Raw genomic sequence first — 18,557 nt, 5'->3', positions numbered from 1 at the left:
TTTGCCGTGTTGTCCCAGAACCGGGACCACTTTTGCGCGACATGCATTGATGCTCGATACCGAGCCTGACCTTTCGAATTTTTCGCAGATCGACTTTACCAACGGCGCGCTTGCGGCCGTGTCCGGCGGCAGCGACTCGACCGCCCTCCTTCTTCTCCTCAAGGCTCACCTCGACCGCAGCGCCCCGACAGCCCGGCTGCTGGCGGTGACGATCGACCACGGCCTGCGTCCGGAAGCAGCAGTCGAAGCGCGCAGCGTGGCAAAGCTTTGTGCCGAGCGCGGCATCGCGCACCGGACGCTCAACTGGTCCGGCGCCAAGCCGTCGGCCGGCCTGCCCGCGGCGGCGCGCGAGGCGCGCTACCGGTTGCTGGCCGAGGCAGCGCAGGCGCAAGGCATCGGTGTGATCGTGACCGGCCACACCGCCGACGACCAGGCCGAGACCGTCCTGATGCGAGTCGCGCGGAATGACGGGCGAGAGCTTGCAGGCCGAGGTCTCGCCGGCATGGCGCCGGCCACCCTCTATGACTGGCGGATCTGGATCGCGCGGCCGCTGCTCGGCGTACGGCGCGCGGCGTTGCGCGCCTTCCTGCAGCGCGAACATGTCGGCTGGGCGGAGGATCCGACCAACATCGACACGAATTTCGAACGCCCGCGCATCCGGGCCGTGCTCGGCGAAGACCGGAGCGGGCAGCGTTTTGCCGAGGCAATCGGCCTGGCTGGGCGGGCTGCCGGCGATCGCGAGGAACTCGGTCGCCGCGCCGCCGCCCTGATCGGTGAATTTGCCAGCCGGCCGGCGAGGGGTCTCATCCGTCTCGATCTCGGTTTGGCGGAAGCGGATGACACGCAAGCCGCGGTCTATGCGCTGCGTGTTCTGCTGGCGGTGACGGGCGGCACCGCCTTGTTGCCGGACCAGGCGCGCAGCGAAGCGCTGTTCGAGCAAATGCGGGCCGGTCGGCTTTGCGCCACATTGTCGCGGGCGGTCGTCGATATCAGGCGAAACGGCATCTTCCTGCGCCGTGAATCGCGCGACCTGCCGCGTCCCGCGCCGGTAGCTGGCACTCTGCTTTGGGACGGTCGCCGGCGGATCACGCCACACATCGAAGCCGGGGCGATCACATTGGACGACAGTCCGGGTGCATGGTTGATCGCGCCGCTTGGCGCCGCTGCCGCCGCCAAAACGCCGATTGCCGGGGATGGCGCGCCGCCAAGCCTTGTGCGCGCCGCCCTGGCTGCGGAACCGGCGCTGTGGCGCGGCGGCGAATGCCGTGGTTTTGCAGGGGATGTAGCGGCGGCGGCGGCAATCGCGGTCAGCCCCGCCGCTGCCCCCTTTGCCCGTTTCCTGCCTTGCTTCGATCTGGTGTTGGCGCAGCCCGTCGCCGAGTTGATCGGCGCACCGCCTGTTCCGGCTTGCCCTTTGGCCGCCACAGTGCCGGTTGATCATGGCGCGAAAGCTTAACCCAGACGTGCTGTTATGCTTGGCAAGGGGGGGCGCTCTCCCTATGTTAGGCGCAAGTTTCCTCTCATGACGCGTGTCCCAGCGGGCACCAACGGGACAATTGATGAATCCGAATTATCGCAATCTCGCGCTCTGGGCGATCATAGCGGTCCTGCTCATTGCTCTCTTCAATCTGTTCCAGACGCCGCAGACTCGCGGGGCCTCGACCGACGTTCCCTATTCGCAGTTCCTGCAAGAGGTCGCGGCCGGCCGGGTCAAGACGGTGGTCATCGCCGGCGCCCGCATCACGGGCACCTACGCCGACAACGCCAATGGCTTCCAGACCTATTCGCCTGGCGATCCGCAGCTGGTCTCGCGGCTGCAGGACAAGAACGTCACCATCAATGCGCGGCCTGAGTCGGACGGTTCCAACTCGCTGTTCAGCTATCTGATCTCCTACCTGCCGATGATCCTGATCCTTGGCGTGTGGATATTCTTCATGCGCCAGATGCAGTCCGGCTCCGGCCGCGCCATGGGTTTCGGCAAGTCGAAGGCCAAGCTTCTCACTGAGGCGCATGGCCGCGTCACCTTCCAGGATGTCGCCGGCGTCGACGAGGCCAAGGAAGATCTGGAAGAGATCGTCGAGTTCCTGCGCGATCCGCAGAAGTTCCAGCGCCTCGGCGGCAAGATCCCGCGCGGCGTGCTTCTGGTCGGACCTCCCGGCACCGGCAAGACGCTGCTCGCCCGCTCCGTCGCCGGCGAGGCCAATGTGCCGTTCTTTACCATTTCGGGTTCCGACTTCGTCGAGATGTTCGTCGGCGTCGGCGCAAGCCGTGTCCGCGACATGTTCGACCAGGCCAAGAAGAATGCTCCCTGCATCATCTTCATCGACGAAATCGACGCTGTCGGCCGCCATCGCGGCGCCGGCCTCGGCGGTGGCAATGATGAGCGCGAACAGACGCTGAACCAGCTGCTGGTCGAGATGGACGGCTTCGAGTCCAACGAGAGCATCATCCTGATCGCCGCCACCAACCGGCCCGACGTGCTCGACCCGGCGCTGCTGCGTCCGGGCCGTTTCGACCGCCAGGTGGTGGTGCCGAACCCCGACATCGTCGGCCGCGAGAAGATCCTCAAGGTGCATGTGCGCAACGTGCCGCTGGCGCCGAATGTCGACCTCAAGGTGATCGCACGCGGCACGCCGGGCTTCTCGGGCGCCGACCTGATGAACCTGGTCAATGAATCCGCTCTGATGGCGGCGCGCCGCAACAAGCGACTTGTCACCATGGCCGAGTTCGAGGACGCCAAAGACAAGATCATGATGGGCGCCGAGCGCCGCTCGTCGGCCATGACCCAGGCCGAAAAGGAACTCACGGCCTATCACGAGGCCGGCCACGCCATCCTGGCGCTCAACGTGCCGTCGGCCGATCCGCTGCACAAGGCGACCATCATCCCGCGCGGTCGCGCGCTCGGCATGGTCATGCAGCTGCCGGAAGGCGATCGCTATTCGATGAGCTACAAATACATGATCTCGCGGCTTGCCATCATGATGGGCGGCCGCGTCGCAGAGGAGTTCAAGTTCGGCAAGGAGAACATCACCTCCGGCGCCTCTTCGGACATCGAGCAGGCGACAAAGCTGGCGCGCGCCATGGTCACGCGCTGGGGCTTCTCCGACAAGCTCGGCCATGTCGCCTATGGCGACAACCAGGAAGAGGTTTTCCTCGGCCATTCGGTGGCGCGCACGCAGAACGTCTCGGAAGAGACCGCGCAGATCATCGACGCCGAAGTGCGCCGGCTGATCGACGAGGCCTATGTCACGGCCAAGTCCATTCTGACCAAGAAGAAGAAGGAATGGATCGCTCTGGCGCAGGGCCTGCTCGAATACGAGACGCTTTCGGGCGAAGAGATCAAGCAGCTGATCGCCGGGCAGAAGCCCGCGCGAGATTTGGGGGATGACACCCCCACAAGCCGCGGCTCGGCTGTGCCGAAGTCCGGCCGCCGCAAGAAGGGTCCCGAGCCCGAAGGCGGCATGGAGCCTCAGCCGTCGAGCTGAGCTGACATCACTTGATGCAAGAAAACGCCGCGGCTCAATCCGCGGCGTTTTGCTATTCAGGGTCTCTCAAATAGCATGCGGGACGGATGCATTTGCTTTGCCGGGGCGCACACCGTCAGTCCGGCCAGCATGTTGCTTGCCCCATCTGGCCAGCGGGATCAGGGCATTGTCCAGCTCGATGCCGAATTCGGTAATCGAGTATTCGACCCTCGGCGGCACCTCGGGAAAGATTTCGCGATGGACGATGCCGTCGGCCTCCATTTCGCGCAGCTGTTGGATCAGCATCTTTTCGCTGATGTCAGGCACCAGCCGCTTCAGCTCACCGAATCGTGCCGGCGCCTTGTGAATCTGCCAGAGCAGTAGCGCCTTCCATTTGCCGCTGATGACCTCCAGCGCCGGCCCCAATCCGCAACTATCTGGCTGTTTCTTTCCCATGTTTCATCCAATTCTGAGCAATCGGTGGGTAGCTTACATTTTTGTCGGTACTTGAGAAAAACCAAGCCGGTCCATAGCTTCAAACCAGCTCGCCGGCATCGGCGAACACCACAACATCATATCGGTACCTCGCTTCGACCTGCAAAGGCCGTCGGCGGCCGGATTTTGTCAAAAAGGGATGGATCATGACACGATACGCAAACAAGAAGGCCGTTGTCATCGGCGGGACGCACGGCATGGGGCTCGCCGTTGCCGAAGCCCTGATCGAAAGCGGCGCCGAGGTCCTGGTCACCGGCCGCGACCAGCGCAACATCGAGGCCGCGCGAGTCAAGCTGTTTTCGCGAGCTCATGTCGTGCGGTCCGATATCTCAGACATGGCCGATATCGTCACGCTCGGTGCCGAAGTGGGGCAGAAGCTTGGCCAGATCGACTTCCTTCACGTCAATGCCGGGGTGGCCAATCTCGAACCCGTCGAGCGGGTCACCGAGGACAGTTACGATCGCACCTTCGACATCAACACCAAAGGCGCTTTCTTCACCGCGCAGCGCCTGCTGCCCCTCATCAGGGATGGTGGCGCCATAGTCTTCACCTCGTCGATCGCCGACGAATCCGGCACTGGCGGCATGAGCGTCTATTCCGGATCGAAGGCGGCACTGCGCGCCTTCGCCAAGGTCCTGGCCGCCGAGCTTCTGCCGCGCCGGATCCGCGTGAATGTGGTCAGCCCTGGTTTCATCGATACGCCGACGATGGGTGTGGCCGACGCGTCGGCCGAGGAGCGGGCCGCCTTCATGGCGATCGGCGACGCGGTCACGCCGATGAGGCGCCACGGCACGATGGAGGAGGTGGCGCGCGCAGTGCTGTTCCTGGCGTTCGACGCGACCTTCACCACGGGCGCGCGGCTGACCGTGGACGGTGGCCTTGGCCAGGACCTGAGCCCGACACCGGCGTAACCGCGCAACCAAACCAAGGAGAAGCAGAATGAGCGACATAACAGTGATCGGTCTCGGCGCCATGGGCACGGCGCTTGCCGAAGCCTTTCTGAACCAGGGACATGCGGTGACGGTGTGGAACCGTTCTCCGGCAAGGGCTGAGGCTTTGGCAGCCAAGGGCGCCATTGTGGCCAAGAGTGTCGAGGAAGCCGTCAGATCGAGTCCACTGATCGTGGCGTGCCTGCTTGTCTATGACACCGTTCGTGAGGTGCTCGGCCCAAGCCGAGAGGCGCTGTCGGGCCGCACATTGGTCAATCTCACCAACGGCACGCCCGAGCAGGCGCGGGCGATGTCGGGCTGGGCGGTGAGCCAAGGCGCCAGCTATATCGACGGCGGCATCATGGCGGTGCCGCCGATGATCGGCGGGCCGCACGCACTGATTCTCTACAGCGGTTCGCGCCAGGCGTTCGATGCCTGTTCGGGGCAGCTCGGAGCGCTCGGCACCAGCAAATTCCTCGGTGAGGATGCTGGCCTCGCGCCGCTCTATGATATCTCGCTTCTGACCGGCATGTACGGCATGTTCGCGGGCGTTCTGCAGGCGTTGGCATTGACGGGCGCAGCAGGAATCCCGGCCGGCGAGTTCATGCCGCTGCTGGCCTCCTGGCTTCAGTCGATGCAAGGCCTGCTGCCGAAGTGGGCCGAACAGATCGACAGTGGCGATCACACCAGCAATGTCGTTTCCAATCTGGGCATGCAGGCTGATGCCTACGTCAATCTCATCGATGCCAGCAGGTCGGCTGATGTCAGCACCGAACTCGTCCTGCCGATGCAAAGCCTGATGAAGCGCGGGGTGGCTGCCGGCCAGGCCAATGCCGATCTTACAAGCCTGGTCGCACTGCTCCAGCTCTCGAAACAAGGCGCTTGACGGGGCAAGACCCGAGAGAAGGCCCGCCAACCTTGCGGTTGGGGGCCTTCGATCTTCAAACGCTGCTGGTCGATCAGCTCTTCAGCTTGGCGTTGCAGAGGCTGTAATAGCCGCCGCCCTTCTGGATCCAGCGAAGGCCGTTCAACGTACCCGCGTCCTTGTTGCCGTGGTAGCCCTGCAGGCAGGTCTTCATCCGCGCCTTCGAGGGCTTCTCGGTCTTGAATTCGGCGGCGAGGGTGGTCGGGAATGTCACGCCCGTCGGTGCTACAGCGGGGGCGATCCCCGCGCTGGCTTCCTTCTCCGGCTGCGGCTGGGTTTTGACCGCATCCGTACTGGCACTCTCCGCAGCTGACGTCGCGCATTTCTCGGTGCGGAAAGCGGTCCAATCCATGCCGTTCAGAGTGCCGCCTTCCTTGGCTGTGCGATAGGCCTCGCCGCATTCCTTCATCGTCAGTGCGCTTGCAGGGGCGACGCTCCAAGCAATCCATACCGTCACAGCGAATGCCGCCAATTTCAATCTGGACATAAGACCCTCCTGGTTGACAAAAGTTCGATGTCTTTTTGTATACCATTTGTTCTACATATGTTCAATTGGAATCTTGCGAACCACCGATATGTCTGGCGGTGGGCAGTGTGGGCGATAGATGATGCCGACAGCTTCCGCGGTATGTAGACGCGAGCAACTCCGGGTGTGTTCGAGCGCAACAAAAAGGCCCGCGCATGCTGCGATGCGCGGGCCTCTGTCTGGAGAATATGGCTACGCGATCAGCTCTTCAGCTTGGCATTGCAGAGGCTGTAGAAGCCGCCGCCCTTCTGGATCCAGCGCAGGCCATTCAGCGTGTTGGCATCCTTATTGGCGTAGTAGAGTTCGAGGCAGGTGTGCATGCGGCCCTTGGCCGGCGTCTCGCCGGCGTATTTCTTCGAGATCGCGGCCGGGAACTTCACGCCCTTGGGAGCGGTGACCGAGGGCTTCTCGGGCTCGCTGGTATAGGTCGCCTCGCTCGGAGCGGGCACGGTGTCGTCGTCATCTGCGCCTGCGCCGCATTCGGCCTTGCGGAAGTCGTTCCACTTCTTGCCGCCCAGAGTATTGGCAGACTTGGCAGCCTGGTACTTGGCGCTGCAATCGGCCATGCTCAGGCCCTTGCCGCTGCTGTCGGCAGCTGCCTTGGTGGTTGCCTTGGCGGGTGCTGCCGCGGCCGAGGCCCCGGCGGCGCATTCGGTCTTGCGGAAGTCGTTCCACTTTGCGCCATTGAGCGTACCGGCGGCCTTTGCCGCCTGGTACTTGGTGCTGCATTCCTTGGCCGTCAGGCCCTTGGCGCCATCGTCGGTTGTGGCTGCGGCCTTGGTCGTGGCCTTGGCGGGTTCTGCCGCGGCGGATGCGCCGGCGGCGCATTCGGTCTTGCGGAAGTCGTTCCACTTTGCGCCATTGAGCGTACCGGCGGCCTTGGCAGCCTGGTATTTAGCGCTGCATTCCTTGGCCGTCAGACCCTTGGCGCCGTCATCAGCAGCGGCGGCGGCCTTGGTCGTGTCCGTCTTGGCCGCAGCGGCCTTCTTGGCCGCCGGCTTTGCGGTCTCGGTGGTGGCCGCCGCGTCGGTGCCGCACTCGGCCTTCCGATACTGATTCCAGGTCTGCCCGTTCAGCGTGCCGGCGTCCTTGGCGGCATTATACTTGGTACTACACTGGGCCATGGTCAGCGCGCTGGCGGGCGCCGCCATGAACAAGGTTGCGACGGCAAGACCCGTCAAAGTTGCAAGTCGGTGGATGAGCATGGCGTTCTCCCGTTGCTGCGCCCATAGGTTGTACCTGTGTCAATCAATAGCTCTCAACGCTAGGCTGCGCCAGATGCTAAACGGCGTTCTCCCGATAAGGTGATGGACCCTTGCGATCTGCCGCTCCAACAGTCCGGCTTACCGGCCCAATCTGCGCAGTGTGGCCCAGTGTGAATGCTATATTGCGGCAACACCGTGTCATGATACGCTGCCAACGCTCCGAACAGCCTGCTACAATGATTTTCTAAGAATTGGTAATATACAATCACACAATGTGATAGTCGGGCTCGGACCAATTGTGGCATTACGAGCCGGCTGAAAACCGACGGGGATTCTGGCAAGCATGGCAGGACGTTATTTTGGCACCGACGGCATTCGCGGGCGCGCCAACAAGTTTCCGATGACGGCTGAGATTGCGATGCGGGTCGGCATGGCCGCCGGCCTGTCGTTCCAGCGCGGCAGCCATCGCCACCGCGTCGTGCTCGGCAAGGACACCAGGCTGTCCGGCTACATGATCGAAAACGCCATGGTGTCCGGCCTGTGCGCGGCCGGCATGGATGTGTTCCTGCTCGGCCCGATCCCGACACCGGCGGTCGCCATGCTGGTGCGCTCGCTGCGCGCCGATATCGGCGTCATGATCTCGGCCTCGCACAACCCTTATTACGACAACGGCATCAAGCTGTTCGGTCCCGATGGCTACAAGCTCTCCGACGAGATCGAGGAGCGCATCGAGAGCATGCTCGACAAGGATATCGAACTGGCGCTCGCCGATTCCGACGGGCTCGGCCGCGCCAAGCGCGTCGACGGCGTGCATGACCGCTACATCGAATTCGCCAAGCGCACGCTGCCGCGCTCGATGTCGCTGTCGGGTCTCAGGATCGTCGTCGATTGCGCCAATGGCGCAGCCTACAAGGTGGCGCCTGCCGCACTTTGGGAACTGGGCGCCGAGGTCATTGCAATCAATGTCGATCCGAACGGTTTTAACATCAACAAGGAATGCGGCTCGACCCATCCGGCCGGCCTGCAGAAGAAGGTGCATGAAGTGCGCGCCGATATCGGCATCGCACTCGACGGCGATGCCGACCGTGTCGTCATCGTCGACGAGAACGGCACCATCGTCGACGGTGACCAGATCATGGCGCTGATCGCCGAGTCCTGGCACCAGAGCGGGCGACTGGCCGGCGGCGGCGTCGTCTCGACGGTGATGTCCAATCTCGGCCTCGAACGCTTCCTTGGCGACATGAAGCTGCAGCTGCATCGCACCAAGGTCGGCGACCGCTATGTCGTTGAGCATATGCGCGCGCATGGGTTGAATGTCGGCGGCGAGCAGTCGGGCCACATTGTGCTGTCCGATTTCTCGACCACTGGCGACGGGCTGGTCTCGGCGCTGCAGGTGCTGGCCTGCATCAAGCGGCAGAACCGGCCGGTCAGCGAATTGTCGAAGAAATTCGAGCCGGTGCCGCAGCTGTTGAAGAATGTCCGCATCGCCGGCGGCAAGCCGCTTGAAGAAGCCTTGGTCAAGGCGGCGATCGAAGATGCGCGCAACCGTCTTGGCAAGGCCGGCCGCCTGGTCATCCGGCCCTCCGGCACCGAGCCGCTGATCCGCGTCATGGCCGAGGGCGACGACCCGCAGCTGGTCGAGGCCGTGGTCAACGACATCGTCGACATCATCTCGGAAACGCGCAGCGCCGCCTGATTGCGCTGCCTCCAACGGCAGGGGCGAACTGCCGGCTCAAGACTTCAAGCCCGCCTGCAGGCGGGCTTTTTGTTTCGGCCAGGGTTGGTCCCAGCGTCATGCCGGCGGAGGCCGTTCGCTAAAATGTCGAGAATTCGTGGTTAATCGACAGGGTTAAACGCGTTTTAACTTTTGCAATCCATTATCCACAACTGAGGTCAAACACATTCGAGCGGATTCAAAGTTCCGACGGGTTCTCAGGGGTGACAAACATGTTCAATGCAGCAAAAATGGCTTTCCTTGCCGCGCTGTTCGCAGGCGTGGCCGGGCCAGTATTCGCCGCCGATCTGGCGGAGCCGCCAGTGGTCGAAGAGGCGCCGGCGCCGATCGCCTACGAGCAGCCGGCCGATTTCGGCGGCTGGTACATCCGCGGCGACATCGACTATCACTGGTCGAAGTTCCGCGGTGGTGACTACACCACCTACAGCCCGGCACCGCCCCAACTCCCCGGTTCGTTCGCCTCCGGCAAGTTGAAGAGTTCCTTTTCGGCCGGCGCCGGTGTCGGTTACCAGGTCAACCGGTACTTCCGCACCGATCTGACCTTCGACTGGATGGGCAAGTCCAATTTCCGCGGCTCGACCAATGGTTTCTGCGGCGGCGGCATAGCTTGTACCTCCGTCGACACATCGTCCTATTCGGCGATGCTGCTCCTGGCCAATGCCTATGTCGATATCGGTACCTGGCACGGCGTGACGCCCTATGTCGGCGCCGGCATCGGTGGTGCCTGGGTCAAGTGGGATACGCTGCACAATACCGATCTCGATGGCTCCTTCGAGCACAGCGGCGGCAAGGGCTGGCGCTTTGCCTATGCCCTCATGGCCGGCGCCTCCTACTGCCTGACCGACCGGGTCAAGCTCGATCTCGGCTATCGCTACAGCCACATCAATGGTGGCAAGATGTTCAACTACGCCTCCGACAGCGATGTCGGCCCGGGCTTCGATCGCGGCATCAACGTGCACGAAGTGCGCGGCGGCCTGCGCTACCAGTTCGGCCGGTCGGACTGCGCCCCGCCGCCGGAGCCCTACGTTCCCGAACCGGAGCCGGTCTACACCAAGTAGTCGCTTCGAAATCCAGGAATTTGCGAACCGCCCGGCCATGCCGGGCGGTTTTTGTTTGCCGATTGCGGTGCACTTCCAGGCCGCGGCGTGCGGAGGAGAAAGCCTATCGAAATCAAGTCGGTAACGTCGCGTTATCCTTAACCCGCACTTAACCACTATGGTTAACAATGCCCACTGAAACGGCGCTTGCGATCAAAATGAAGAGCGCCAATTTCAGGAGCCGGGGACCCATGAATTTCAAATTGCTGACAGCGCCGGCACTTGCCGCACTCGCGCTAGCGCTGCTGACGCCGGCGCAAGCCGCGGACTACGACCCGCCGATCTATGTCGATCAGGCGCCGGACTATCAACCGGTCGAGGTCGGCTCGGGCTGGTATCTGCGGGGGGATGTCGGCTACGCGTTCAGCCATCCCTTCGAGCATGAGGAAGCGACAACCGGCCCGCTTAACAGCTTTACCGATGAGAGCAGCCTTTTCACAGGCAGTTTCGGTATGGGGTATCATGTCAACGACTATCTTCGGGTCGAGCTGAACGGCGGGATTCTTCCGACCGACAAATTCGGGGAACACGCCAAGTTGGCAGCCACTTGCGACGGCCATACGCTTGTGGACGACGGTTTTGGCACCATCAATTCCGTCGCGGCTACGCAGGCATGCGATCTTTCCGACAATGCTTCCAACAAAGGCTACAGCATCATGGCCAATGGCTATGTCGATCTCGGCACCTATGTTGGAATCACTCCATATCTTGGCGGAGGGGTCGGTGTCGCATACAATAAATATTACAGGAGCATTGGGGCGAAGGATTGCGTGGAAGTGGCCCCCAATTCGTCCGGCACGGGCGGGTTCTCTTGTGATGATCCGGCCGGCTACGAGGGTGCAACGGATAAAGAGGGCAAATTCAACCTTGCTTATTCGATCGGGGGCGGTCTTTCCTATCAGGTGGCCAAGAACGTGTCGGTTGACCTTGGCTACGAATATTTCTCGGTGCCGGGCGCCAAATACGTCGCTTATGACAGCGGCGCCTTCAACATCCACAAGGGCATCAATTATCAGACGGTCAAGCTCGGGCTGCGCTACGACCTCTGGTAGGCTGGCTGCAGATACGAAACCCGACGGCGGATCTCTTCGATCCGCCGTTTGCGTTTGGGCTCACGACATCCTGATCCCGGACTTCTTCTATCTTGTCAGCGACAAAAACTTTCCTCTTGACGCCTGAGGGCTGAACGCATATCGCCGTCCGTGGGCCACCCCTCCCCAACGAGGGGCCACTATCTGGAAGGATAGACCACGATGACGACGCATACGAAGCCCGGACTCCGTCCGGCAAACCCCAATTTCTCCTCAGGTCCCTGCGCAAAACGCCCCGGCTGGTCGGTCGAGGCGCTGAAGAATGCCGCGCTCGGCCGTTCCCACCGCGCCAAGATCGGCAAGACCAAGCTCGAACAGGCGATCGAGCTGACGCGCGAAATTCTCCAGGTTCCGGCGGATTACCGTATCGGCATCGTGCCGGCGTCGGACACGGGTGCTGTCGAGATGGCGCTGTGGTCGCTGCTCGGTGAACGCGGTGTCGACATGGTGGCATGGGAAAGCTTTGGCTCGGGCTGGGTGACCGATGTCGTCAAGCAGCTGAAGCTCGCCGATATCAGAAAGATCGAGGCAGGCTATGGCGAACTGCCGGATCTCACCAAGATCGATTTCGACCGCGATGTGGTCTTCACCTGGAACGGCACGACCTCAGGCGTGCGCGCGCCAAATGGCGATTTCATTCCAGCCGACCGCAAAGGTCTGACCATCTGCGACGCGACCTCGGCCGCATTCGCGCAGAGGCTCGATTTTCAGAAGCTCGATGTCGTCACCTTCTCCTGGCAGAAAGTGCTGGGCGGCGAGGGCGCACACGGCATGCTGATCCTGTCGCCTCGCGCCGTCGAGCGACTGGAAACCTACAAGCCGGCGTGGCCGCTGCCGAAAATCTTCCGCCTGACCTCGGGCGGCAAGCTGATCGAAGGCATCTTCAACGGCGAGACCATCAATACGCCGTCGATGCTGTGCGTCGAGGACTATCTCGATGCGCTTCATTGGGCGAAGTCGATCGGCGGTCTCGATGCGTTGATTGCCAGAGCCGATGCCAATGCCGCCGTGCTCGATGGCTTTGTCGACAAGTCGTCCTGGCTCGGCCATCTCGCGTTCGATGCGGCGACACGGTCCAACACGTCCGTATGTCTGTCCTTCACCGACGCCGATGTCGCGGCGCTCGACGCCGACGGGCAGGCGGCTTTCGCCAAGGCGATCGTCTCTGTGCTCGACAAGGAAGGCGTCGCGTACGACATCGGCTCCTATCGTGACGCACCTCCCGGTCTGCGCATCTGGTGCGGCGCCACCGTCGAGACCTCCGATCTCGAAGCGCTGCTGCCTTGGCTCGACTGGGCCTTCGCCACGCAGAAGGCTTCGCTGAAGGCCGCAGCCTGAGATTTCGTGGTGGCCTGCGGGCCGCCCTTTCCCGACAATCCAGTTCAAGGAGGCCGCCATGGCGCCCCGCGTTCTCGTCTCTGACAAACTCTCCACCACCGCCGTCCAGATATTCAAGGACCGCGGTATCGAGGTCGACTATTTGCCCGATCTCGGCAAGGACAAGGAAAAGCTGCTCGAAGTCATCGGCCAGTATGATGGCCTTGCCATCCGCTCGGCGACCAAGGTCACGGAAAAACTGATCAACGCAGCGACAAGACTCAAGGTCGTCGGCCGCGCCGGCATCGGTGTCGACAATGTCGACATCCCCGCGGCGAGCCGCAAGGGCATCATCGTGATGAACACGCCCTTCGGCAATTCGATCACCACGGCCGAACATGCGGTGGCGATGATCTTTGCACTCGCCCGGCAGATCCCGGAGGCCAATGCCTCGACCCATGCCGGCAAATGGGAAAAGAACCGCTTCATGGGCGTCGAGATCACCGGCAAGACGCTGGGCGTCATCGGCTGCGGCAATATCGGCTCGATCGTTGCCACGCGCGGCGTCGGCCTGAAGATGCATGTCGTCGCCTTCGATCCGTTCCTGTCGGACAAGCGCGCCGAGGAACTCGGCGTCGACAAGGTCGAGCTGGACGAGCTTTTCGCCCGCGCCGATTTCATCACGCTGCACACGCCGCTGACCGACAAGACGCGCAACATCATCGACGCGGCGGCGATCGCCAAAATGAAGAACGGCGTGCGCATCATCAATTGCGCGCGTGGCGGGCTCATCGTCGAAGCCGACCTGGTCGCGGCGCTGAAGAGCGGCAAGGTGGCGGGCGCCGGCGTCGATGTGTTCGAGGTCGAACCGGCGGAGAACAACGCGCTGTTCGGCATGGAGAATGTGGTGGCAACGCCGCATCTCGGCGCCTCGACAGCGGAAGCACAGGAAAATGTTGCGCTGCAAGTAGCCGAGCAGATGGCCGACTATCTGATCAAGGGTGCGGTTTCGAATGCCATCAACATGCCCTCGATCACGGCCGAGGAAGCACCGCGGCTAAAACCGTTCGTCAAGCTCGCCGAAGTGCTCGGCGCCTTTGTCGGCCAGGTCACCGAGGACCCGATCAACGAGGTCGAGATCCTGTTCGACGGCTCGACCGCGACGATGAACACGCGTGCCTTGATCAGTGCCACGCTTGCCGGACTGATCCGGCCGCAGGTCGCCGACGTCAATATGGTGTCGGCGCCGATCATGGTGAAGGAGCGCGGCATCATCGTCGCCGAGGTCAAGCGCGACAAGTCGGGCGTGTTCGACGGCTACATCAAGCTGACGGTGAAGACCGAGCACATGACGCGCTCGATCGCCGGCACCTGCTTCTCCGACGGCAAGCCGCGCTTCATCCAGATCAAGGGCATCAATCTCGACGCCGAGGTCGGCCAGCACATGCTCTACACAACCAATGCCGATGCGCCCGGCATTATCGGCCTGCTCGGCACGGTGTGCGGCGAGAACGGCGTCAACATCGCCAACTTCCAGCTCGGCCGCAACCGGCCGGGCGGCGACGCGATCGCGCTGCTCTATCTCGACGCGCCGTTCCCGGAGAAAGTGCTGGAACAGGTCAAGGCGCACAAGTCCATCGACTCGGCCAAGCGGCTGCAGTTCGACGTCAACGCAATGTAGTTGACGGCGTGGCGGATGCGGCGGTCCTCCCCCCATCATTGGGCGGCCGTCGCAGAGGCCGGTTCAGGTCAATTCGTCTGAGCCGTCGGAGACGCCCACGCGATGCCGATAGACCAGTTCCCAGCCCTTCCACCCTGTAAACAGCAGGATCAGAACCACGATCAGCGACAAGATAAAGCCGGTCGGGATCACAGCCGCCGCTCCACCGACATAACGAGAGTACCAGTTATAAAGCTCGATCAGCACGACGAGCACGTTGCCGCCGGCATGGAGCCATGCCGTCGTGAGATTGCGGATCTGAACATCGCCGAGAACATCCGTCAGGCCGGTAAGAGCGGCCAAGGCGCCCATGATCAGGCCGGCGCCGAGAAGCCAAAGCGATCCGGTGACCCACCCTGGATCGGCTGTTTGCCAGAAAATCAGATCGCAAACGAAGGTGCCGACAAAGAAGGCGATCGGAAACGGAATCAGCATTGGATGAATGGGGTGACCGGCAATGCTTGCTGTGCTGCGAGGGTTGTGGCTCATCTTGTTGCCTCCCTCCCCAGCAAACTCCGCCAGAGGTAAAATGTTCCAGGTCGGCGCGCGGCAGCAGTTATCCCGACGGCGGCGCAGCGCGGCAGCGGCCAAATGTTATCCGCAGCGGTTCGGTGCCGACATCTTGCGCCCGCTGTATTCGGCGAGCGAAATGCCGCCCAGCACCAGGGCAAGCGCCAGCGCCTGGTAGAGCTGGAATGTCTCGCCGACGATCAGCACTGACAGCAGCGTGCCGAAGATCGGCACCAGATTGATGAACAGCCCGGCACGGTTGGCGCCGATCAGTTCGTTGCCCCTGATGTAAGTGATCTGCGAAATGACCGAAGCGCCGATCGCGGTATAGACGATGACCAGCCAGCCGCTGATATCGGGGACGATAACCTTGCCGGCGGCGACCTCCCACAGGAAGAACGGCAGCGAGGTGATGAGGGCAGCGATCGCCAGGGACAACATCAGGCTCTGCCAGCGCATCACCGGCTTCAGCCGCAGCCCGACCGAATAACCGCTGTAGAGGACGACCGCGACCAGCATGATGGCGTCGCCGAAATTGAGTTCCAATGTGAGCAGCCGGCGCGGATCGCCGTGGCAGGCAGTCAAGATGACACCGAAGATGGTCAGCACCACGCCCGCAATCTGCGCCCAGCTCACGCGCAGGCGGAAGAAGAAGAAATTGGCAATGATGATCAAGACCGGCATCGCCGCCTGTTCGATCGAGACATTGATCGCGGTCGTGTAGTTGAGCGCGGTGTAAAAAATGGTGTTGAACAGAGTGAAGCCGCTGGCGCCAAGTGCAGCCAGCACGAACCAGTGTTTGCGCACCACCTGCCAGTCCTCCCTGATCGTGCGCCAGCCGATCGGCAGCAGGATCGCGACGGCCAGCACCCAGCGCAGGAAGACCAGCGTCATCGGCGAGACGTGATCGACCGCCAGCTTGCCGGCGACGGAATTGCCGCCCCACAGCAGGGTGGTCAGCAGCAGGAAAAGGTAGGCGCGTCGATGCATGCGGGATTCCGGCCGCCTGGGAAGTTGTGTTTGCCGGCCTATTGCCCCCGCCGACGCAAGTAAATGATGTCAAAGCCGAAAATTGTTGTGCCTCAGGGCATTTTCGACGGCAAAGAAAGGTCGCGCTTGCGAGGTCTTGACGCTATAGAGGCCTGTCGTTTCGAACCATATCCAGGCCGCCAGGGCGGCATCTCAAGGGAAAAGAAACATGGCCAATGTGGTGGTCGTCGGCTCGCAATGGGGCGACGAAGGCAAGGGCAAGATCGTCGACTGGTTGTCGGAGCGCGCCGACGTGGTCGTGCGCTTCCAGGGCGGCCACAATGCCGGCCATACGCTGGTCGTCGATGGCAAGGTCTACAAACTGTCGCTGCTGCCGTCGGGCGTGGTGCGGCAAGGCAAGCTGTCGATCATCGGCAATGGCGTCGTCTTCGACCCGCACGCCTTTGTCGCCGAAGTGGCAAAACTCAAGGCGCAAGGCGTCGAGGTCACGCCGGACCGCCTGAAAATAGCCGAAAACACCGCGCTTATCCTGTCGCTGCACCGGGAGCTGGACGGATTCCGCGAGGACGCCGCCTCCAATTCCGGGACGAAAATTGGCACGACGCGTCGTGGCATCGGCCCAGCCTATGAAGACAAGGTGGGCCGGCGCGCGGTTCGGGTGATGGATCTGGCGGATTTGGAAACGCTGCCCCTCAAGGTCGACAGGCTGCTGACGCATCACAATGCGCTGCGTCGCGGGCTTGGCCATGGCGAAGTCACGCATGAGGCGATCATGACCGAGCTGACCTCGGTCGCCGATGAGATCCTGCCCTATATGGACCGCGTCTGGAAAATCCTCGACGACAAGCGCCGCGCCGGCGAACGCATCCTGTTCGAGGGCGCGCAAGGCACGCTGCTCGACATCGACCACGGCACATATCCGTTCGTTACCTCGTCCAACACCGTTGCCGGCCAGGCAGCCGCCGGCTCGGGGGTGGGCCCCGGCGCCATCGGCTATGTCCTGGGCATCACCAAGGCCTATACGACGCGTGTCGGCGAAGGCCCGTTCCCGACCGAGCAGAAGAACGAGATCGGCGAATTTCTCGGTACGCGTGGCCACGAATTCGGCGTCGTCACCGGGCGCAAACGCCGTTGCGGCTGGTTCGACGCCGTGCTGGTGCGCCAGGCCGTCGCCGTCAACGGCATCAAGGGCATCGCGTTGACCAAGCTCGACGTGCTCGACGGGCTGGATGAGATCAAGGTCTGCACCGGCTACCGTCTCGACGGCGAAACGATCGACTATCTGCCGGCCAGCCAGGGCGCGCAGGCGCGTGTCGAGCCGGTCTACGAGACGCTCGAAGGCTGGAAAGGCACCACCGCCGGCGCGCGCAGCTGGAACGACCTTCCGGCGCAGGCCGNCTACGAGACGCTCGAAGGCTGGAAAGGCACCACCGCCGGCGCGCGCAGCTGGAACGACCTTCCGGCGCAGGCCGTCAAATACGTCCGTTACATCGAGGAGCTGATCGGCGCACCCGTCGCGCTCCTTTCCACCAGCCCGGAACGGGACGACACGATACTTGTGACCGATCCGTTTCAAGACTAGTTTTCTGAAGCCTTTCCGGGCATCGCGGCCGATTTGCGGGGGCCGGCGCGGAAACAAATACAGGTCGACTGAAGCATGGCAGATTTCGTTGCTATTCTGAAAAAGGCGCTCGACAAGCACGGCGACGAAACGCCCGAAAAGCGTACGCGGATCTATGAAAGCGTTCGTACCATGCTGGCGAAGAAGCTTGCGGAGTATTCGCCGCCGCTGGCCGCCGAAGCCATAAGCACGCAGAAGCGATCCCTGGAAGATGCCATCTCGAGCGTCGAGCGCGACTATGCCAGGGCGGTGCCGGCATCCGATCCGCTGGCGGAGCTGGAGCACATCTTCTCCTCCATAGACCGCAACAAGAACCAGTCCAGTCATGTAAAGCCTTCCGCCACGCCTGCGCCGGCCTGGCAGCCGGCGAAACCCGTGCAGCCGGCGCCGACCGCCAGGACAGAGCCGAGCTGGCAGAGGCCCGCGCCGACACCGCCGTCGCCTGCGGCGCGTGCAGAAACCATCGACAAGCAAGCCGTGGAGCTGGACGCCGACGACGATAGCGCCGATGTCTTTGCCAATGACGAGCAGCCGGCGGCGGACACGTTCCAGCGCCTGCGCCCAGCCGAGCGCAGGCGCAGCTATGGCGGGTTGATCGCGGCTGTCGTCGCGCTTCTGGTGGTCGCCGGCGGCGGCTATGGCATCTGGCTGAACAAGGATGCCTTTGGCTCGATGCTGGGCCTCGGCGGCGACACCAAGACGGTCTCGACCGAACCGCTGGTAAAGCCGGCGCCGGCCAAGCCCGCGGCCGATGCACCGGCACCGGCCGCTGCCGGCGAGGGAACGAAGTTCACCCAGCGCCTGTCGCCCGAAGGCGGTGAAACCGACCCCGGTCCCGCGGCCGGTCAAAGCGGCATCGGCGAGGGCGAGTCCGTCGCCGCGCTGACCACACCGCCACCCCCGGCTCCAGCGCCACCTGCGGCTCCAGCGCC

15 protein-coding genes and 1 pseudogene are annotated in these 18,557 nt (G+C 62.9%); 11 read left to right on the top strand and 5 right to left on the bottom strand.

Features of this window, described 5'->3' with window-relative positions:
- Positions 1–49: 49 nt before the first annotated feature.
- On the top strand, positions 50–1,456 hold the full coding sequence (gene tilS, locus X730_RS142790; RefSeq protein ID WP_023824258.1) for a tRNA lysidine(34) synthetase TilS: 1,407 nt from the start codon (positions 50–52) through the stop codon (positions 1,454–1,456).
- 103 nt (positions 1,457–1,559) lie between these two features.
- Entirely contained in the window at positions 1,560–3,485 is a 1,926-nt protein-coding gene (gene ftsH, locus X730_RS142795; RefSeq protein WP_023673598.1) for an ATP-dependent zinc metalloprotease FtsH, read from the top strand.
- Between the two features lie 66 nt (positions 3,486–3,551).
- Here ftsH and X730_RS142800 read toward each other — a convergent pair whose 3' ends face one another.
- Positions 3,552–3,890 carry a helix-turn-helix domain-containing protein gene (locus X730_RS142800; RefSeq protein WP_023703179.1) on the bottom strand — a complete coding sequence of 113 codons (339 nt, stop codon included), beginning with the start codon at positions 3,888–3,890 and terminating at the stop codon, positions 3,552–3,554.
- A 215-nt stretch (positions 3,891–4,105) separates the two neighbouring features.
- On the opposite strand from X730_RS142800, the gene X730_RS142805 reads away from it, so the two are divergent.
- Entirely contained in the window at positions 4,106–4,870 is a 765-nt protein-coding gene (locus tag X730_RS142805) for an SDR family oxidoreductase (RefSeq protein WP_023726186.1), read from the top strand.
- 28 nt (positions 4,871–4,898) lie between these two features.
- A complete protein-coding gene (locus tag X730_RS142810; protein WP_023726187.1) occupies positions 4,899–5,774 on the top strand; it encodes an NAD(P)-binding domain-containing protein in 876 nt (291 codons plus the stop codon).
- A gap of 73 nt (positions 5,775–5,847) precedes the next feature.
- On the opposite strand, the gene X730_RS142815 is transcribed toward X730_RS142810, so the two are convergent.
- Together X730_RS142815 and X730_RS142820 are read right to left on the bottom strand one after the other, a co-directional pair.
- Entirely contained in the window at positions 5,848–6,300 is a 453-nt protein-coding gene (locus X730_RS142815; protein ID WP_023726188.1) for a hypothetical protein, read from the bottom strand.
- A gap of 239 nt (positions 6,301–6,539) precedes the next feature.
- A complete protein-coding gene (locus X730_RS142820; RefSeq protein ID WP_023755560.1) occupies positions 6,540–7,544 on the bottom strand; it encodes a hypothetical protein in 1,005 nt (334 codons plus the stop codon).
- A 343-nt stretch (positions 7,545–7,887) separates the two neighbouring features.
- On the opposite strand from X730_RS142820, the gene glmM reads away from it, so the two are divergent.
- The 5 genes from glmM to serA all read left to right on the top strand — a co-directional run bounded on the left by glmM (position 7,888) and on the right by serA (position 14,465).
- A complete protein-coding gene (gene glmM / locus X730_RS142825; protein ID WP_023704880.1) occupies positions 7,888–9,240 on the top strand; it encodes a phosphoglucosamine mutase in 1,353 nt (450 codons plus the stop codon).
- Positions 9,241–9,491: 251 nt separating this feature from the next.
- Positions 9,492–10,337 carry an outer membrane protein gene (locus tag X730_RS142830; protein ID WP_023673590.1) on the top strand — a complete coding sequence of 282 codons (846 nt, stop codon included), beginning with the start codon at positions 9,492–9,494 and terminating at the stop codon, positions 10,335–10,337.
- A gap of 230 nt (positions 10,338–10,567) precedes the next feature.
- Positions 10,568–11,428 carry an outer membrane beta-barrel protein gene (locus tag X730_RS142835; RefSeq protein WP_023694608.1) on the top strand — a complete coding sequence of 287 codons (861 nt, stop codon included), beginning with the start codon at positions 10,568–10,570 and terminating at the stop codon, positions 11,426–11,428.
- 201 nt (positions 11,429–11,629) lie between these two features.
- Positions 11,630–12,805, top strand: a complete 1,176-nt coding sequence (locus X730_RS142840; protein ID WP_023827010.1) for a phosphoserine transaminase — start codon at positions 11,630–11,632, stop codon at positions 12,803–12,805.
- A gap of 58 nt (positions 12,806–12,863) precedes the next feature.
- Entirely contained in the window at positions 12,864–14,465 is a 1,602-nt protein-coding gene (gene serA, locus X730_RS142845; protein ID WP_023673587.1) for a phosphoglycerate dehydrogenase, read from the top strand.
- A gap of 63 nt (positions 14,466–14,528) precedes the next feature.
- Here serA and X730_RS142850 read toward each other — a convergent pair whose 3' ends face one another.
- Both X730_RS142850 and X730_RS142855 read right to left on the bottom strand, forming a co-directional pair.
- Positions 14,529–14,993 (bottom strand): DUF2231 domain-containing protein, encoded by a 465-nt coding sequence (locus tag X730_RS142850; protein ID WP_023755561.1) that lies wholly within the window; start codon positions 14,991–14,993, stop codon positions 14,529–14,531.
- 105 nt (positions 14,994–15,098) lie between these two features.
- Positions 15,099–16,004 (bottom strand): DMT family transporter, encoded by a 906-nt coding sequence (locus X730_RS142855; protein ID WP_023827009.1) that lies wholly within the window; start codon positions 16,002–16,004, stop codon positions 15,099–15,101.
- Positions 16,005–16,212: 208 nt separating this feature from the next.
- Between X730_RS142855 and X730_RS142860 the strand changes: the two genes are divergently transcribed.
- Positions 16,213–17,586: an adenylosuccinate synthase gene (locus X730_RS142860; RefSeq protein ID WP_023827008.1), complete on the top strand. Its 1,374-nt coding sequence runs from the start codon at positions 16,213–16,215 to the stop codon at positions 17,584–17,586.
- A 75-nt stretch (positions 17,587–17,661) separates the two neighbouring features.
- Positions 17,662–18,557: pseudogene (locus tag X730_RS142865) on the top strand (hypothetical protein); the annotation flags it as partial.

This window comes from Mesorhizobium sp. L103C131B0 (assembly GCF_000502275.1).
Classification (GTDB): Bacteria; Pseudomonadota; Alphaproteobacteria; order Rhizobiales; family Rhizobiaceae; genus Mesorhizobium.
The sequence above is the reverse complement of the archived record's forward strand: the minus strand, read 5'-3'. Positions and strand labels throughout refer to the sequence as shown.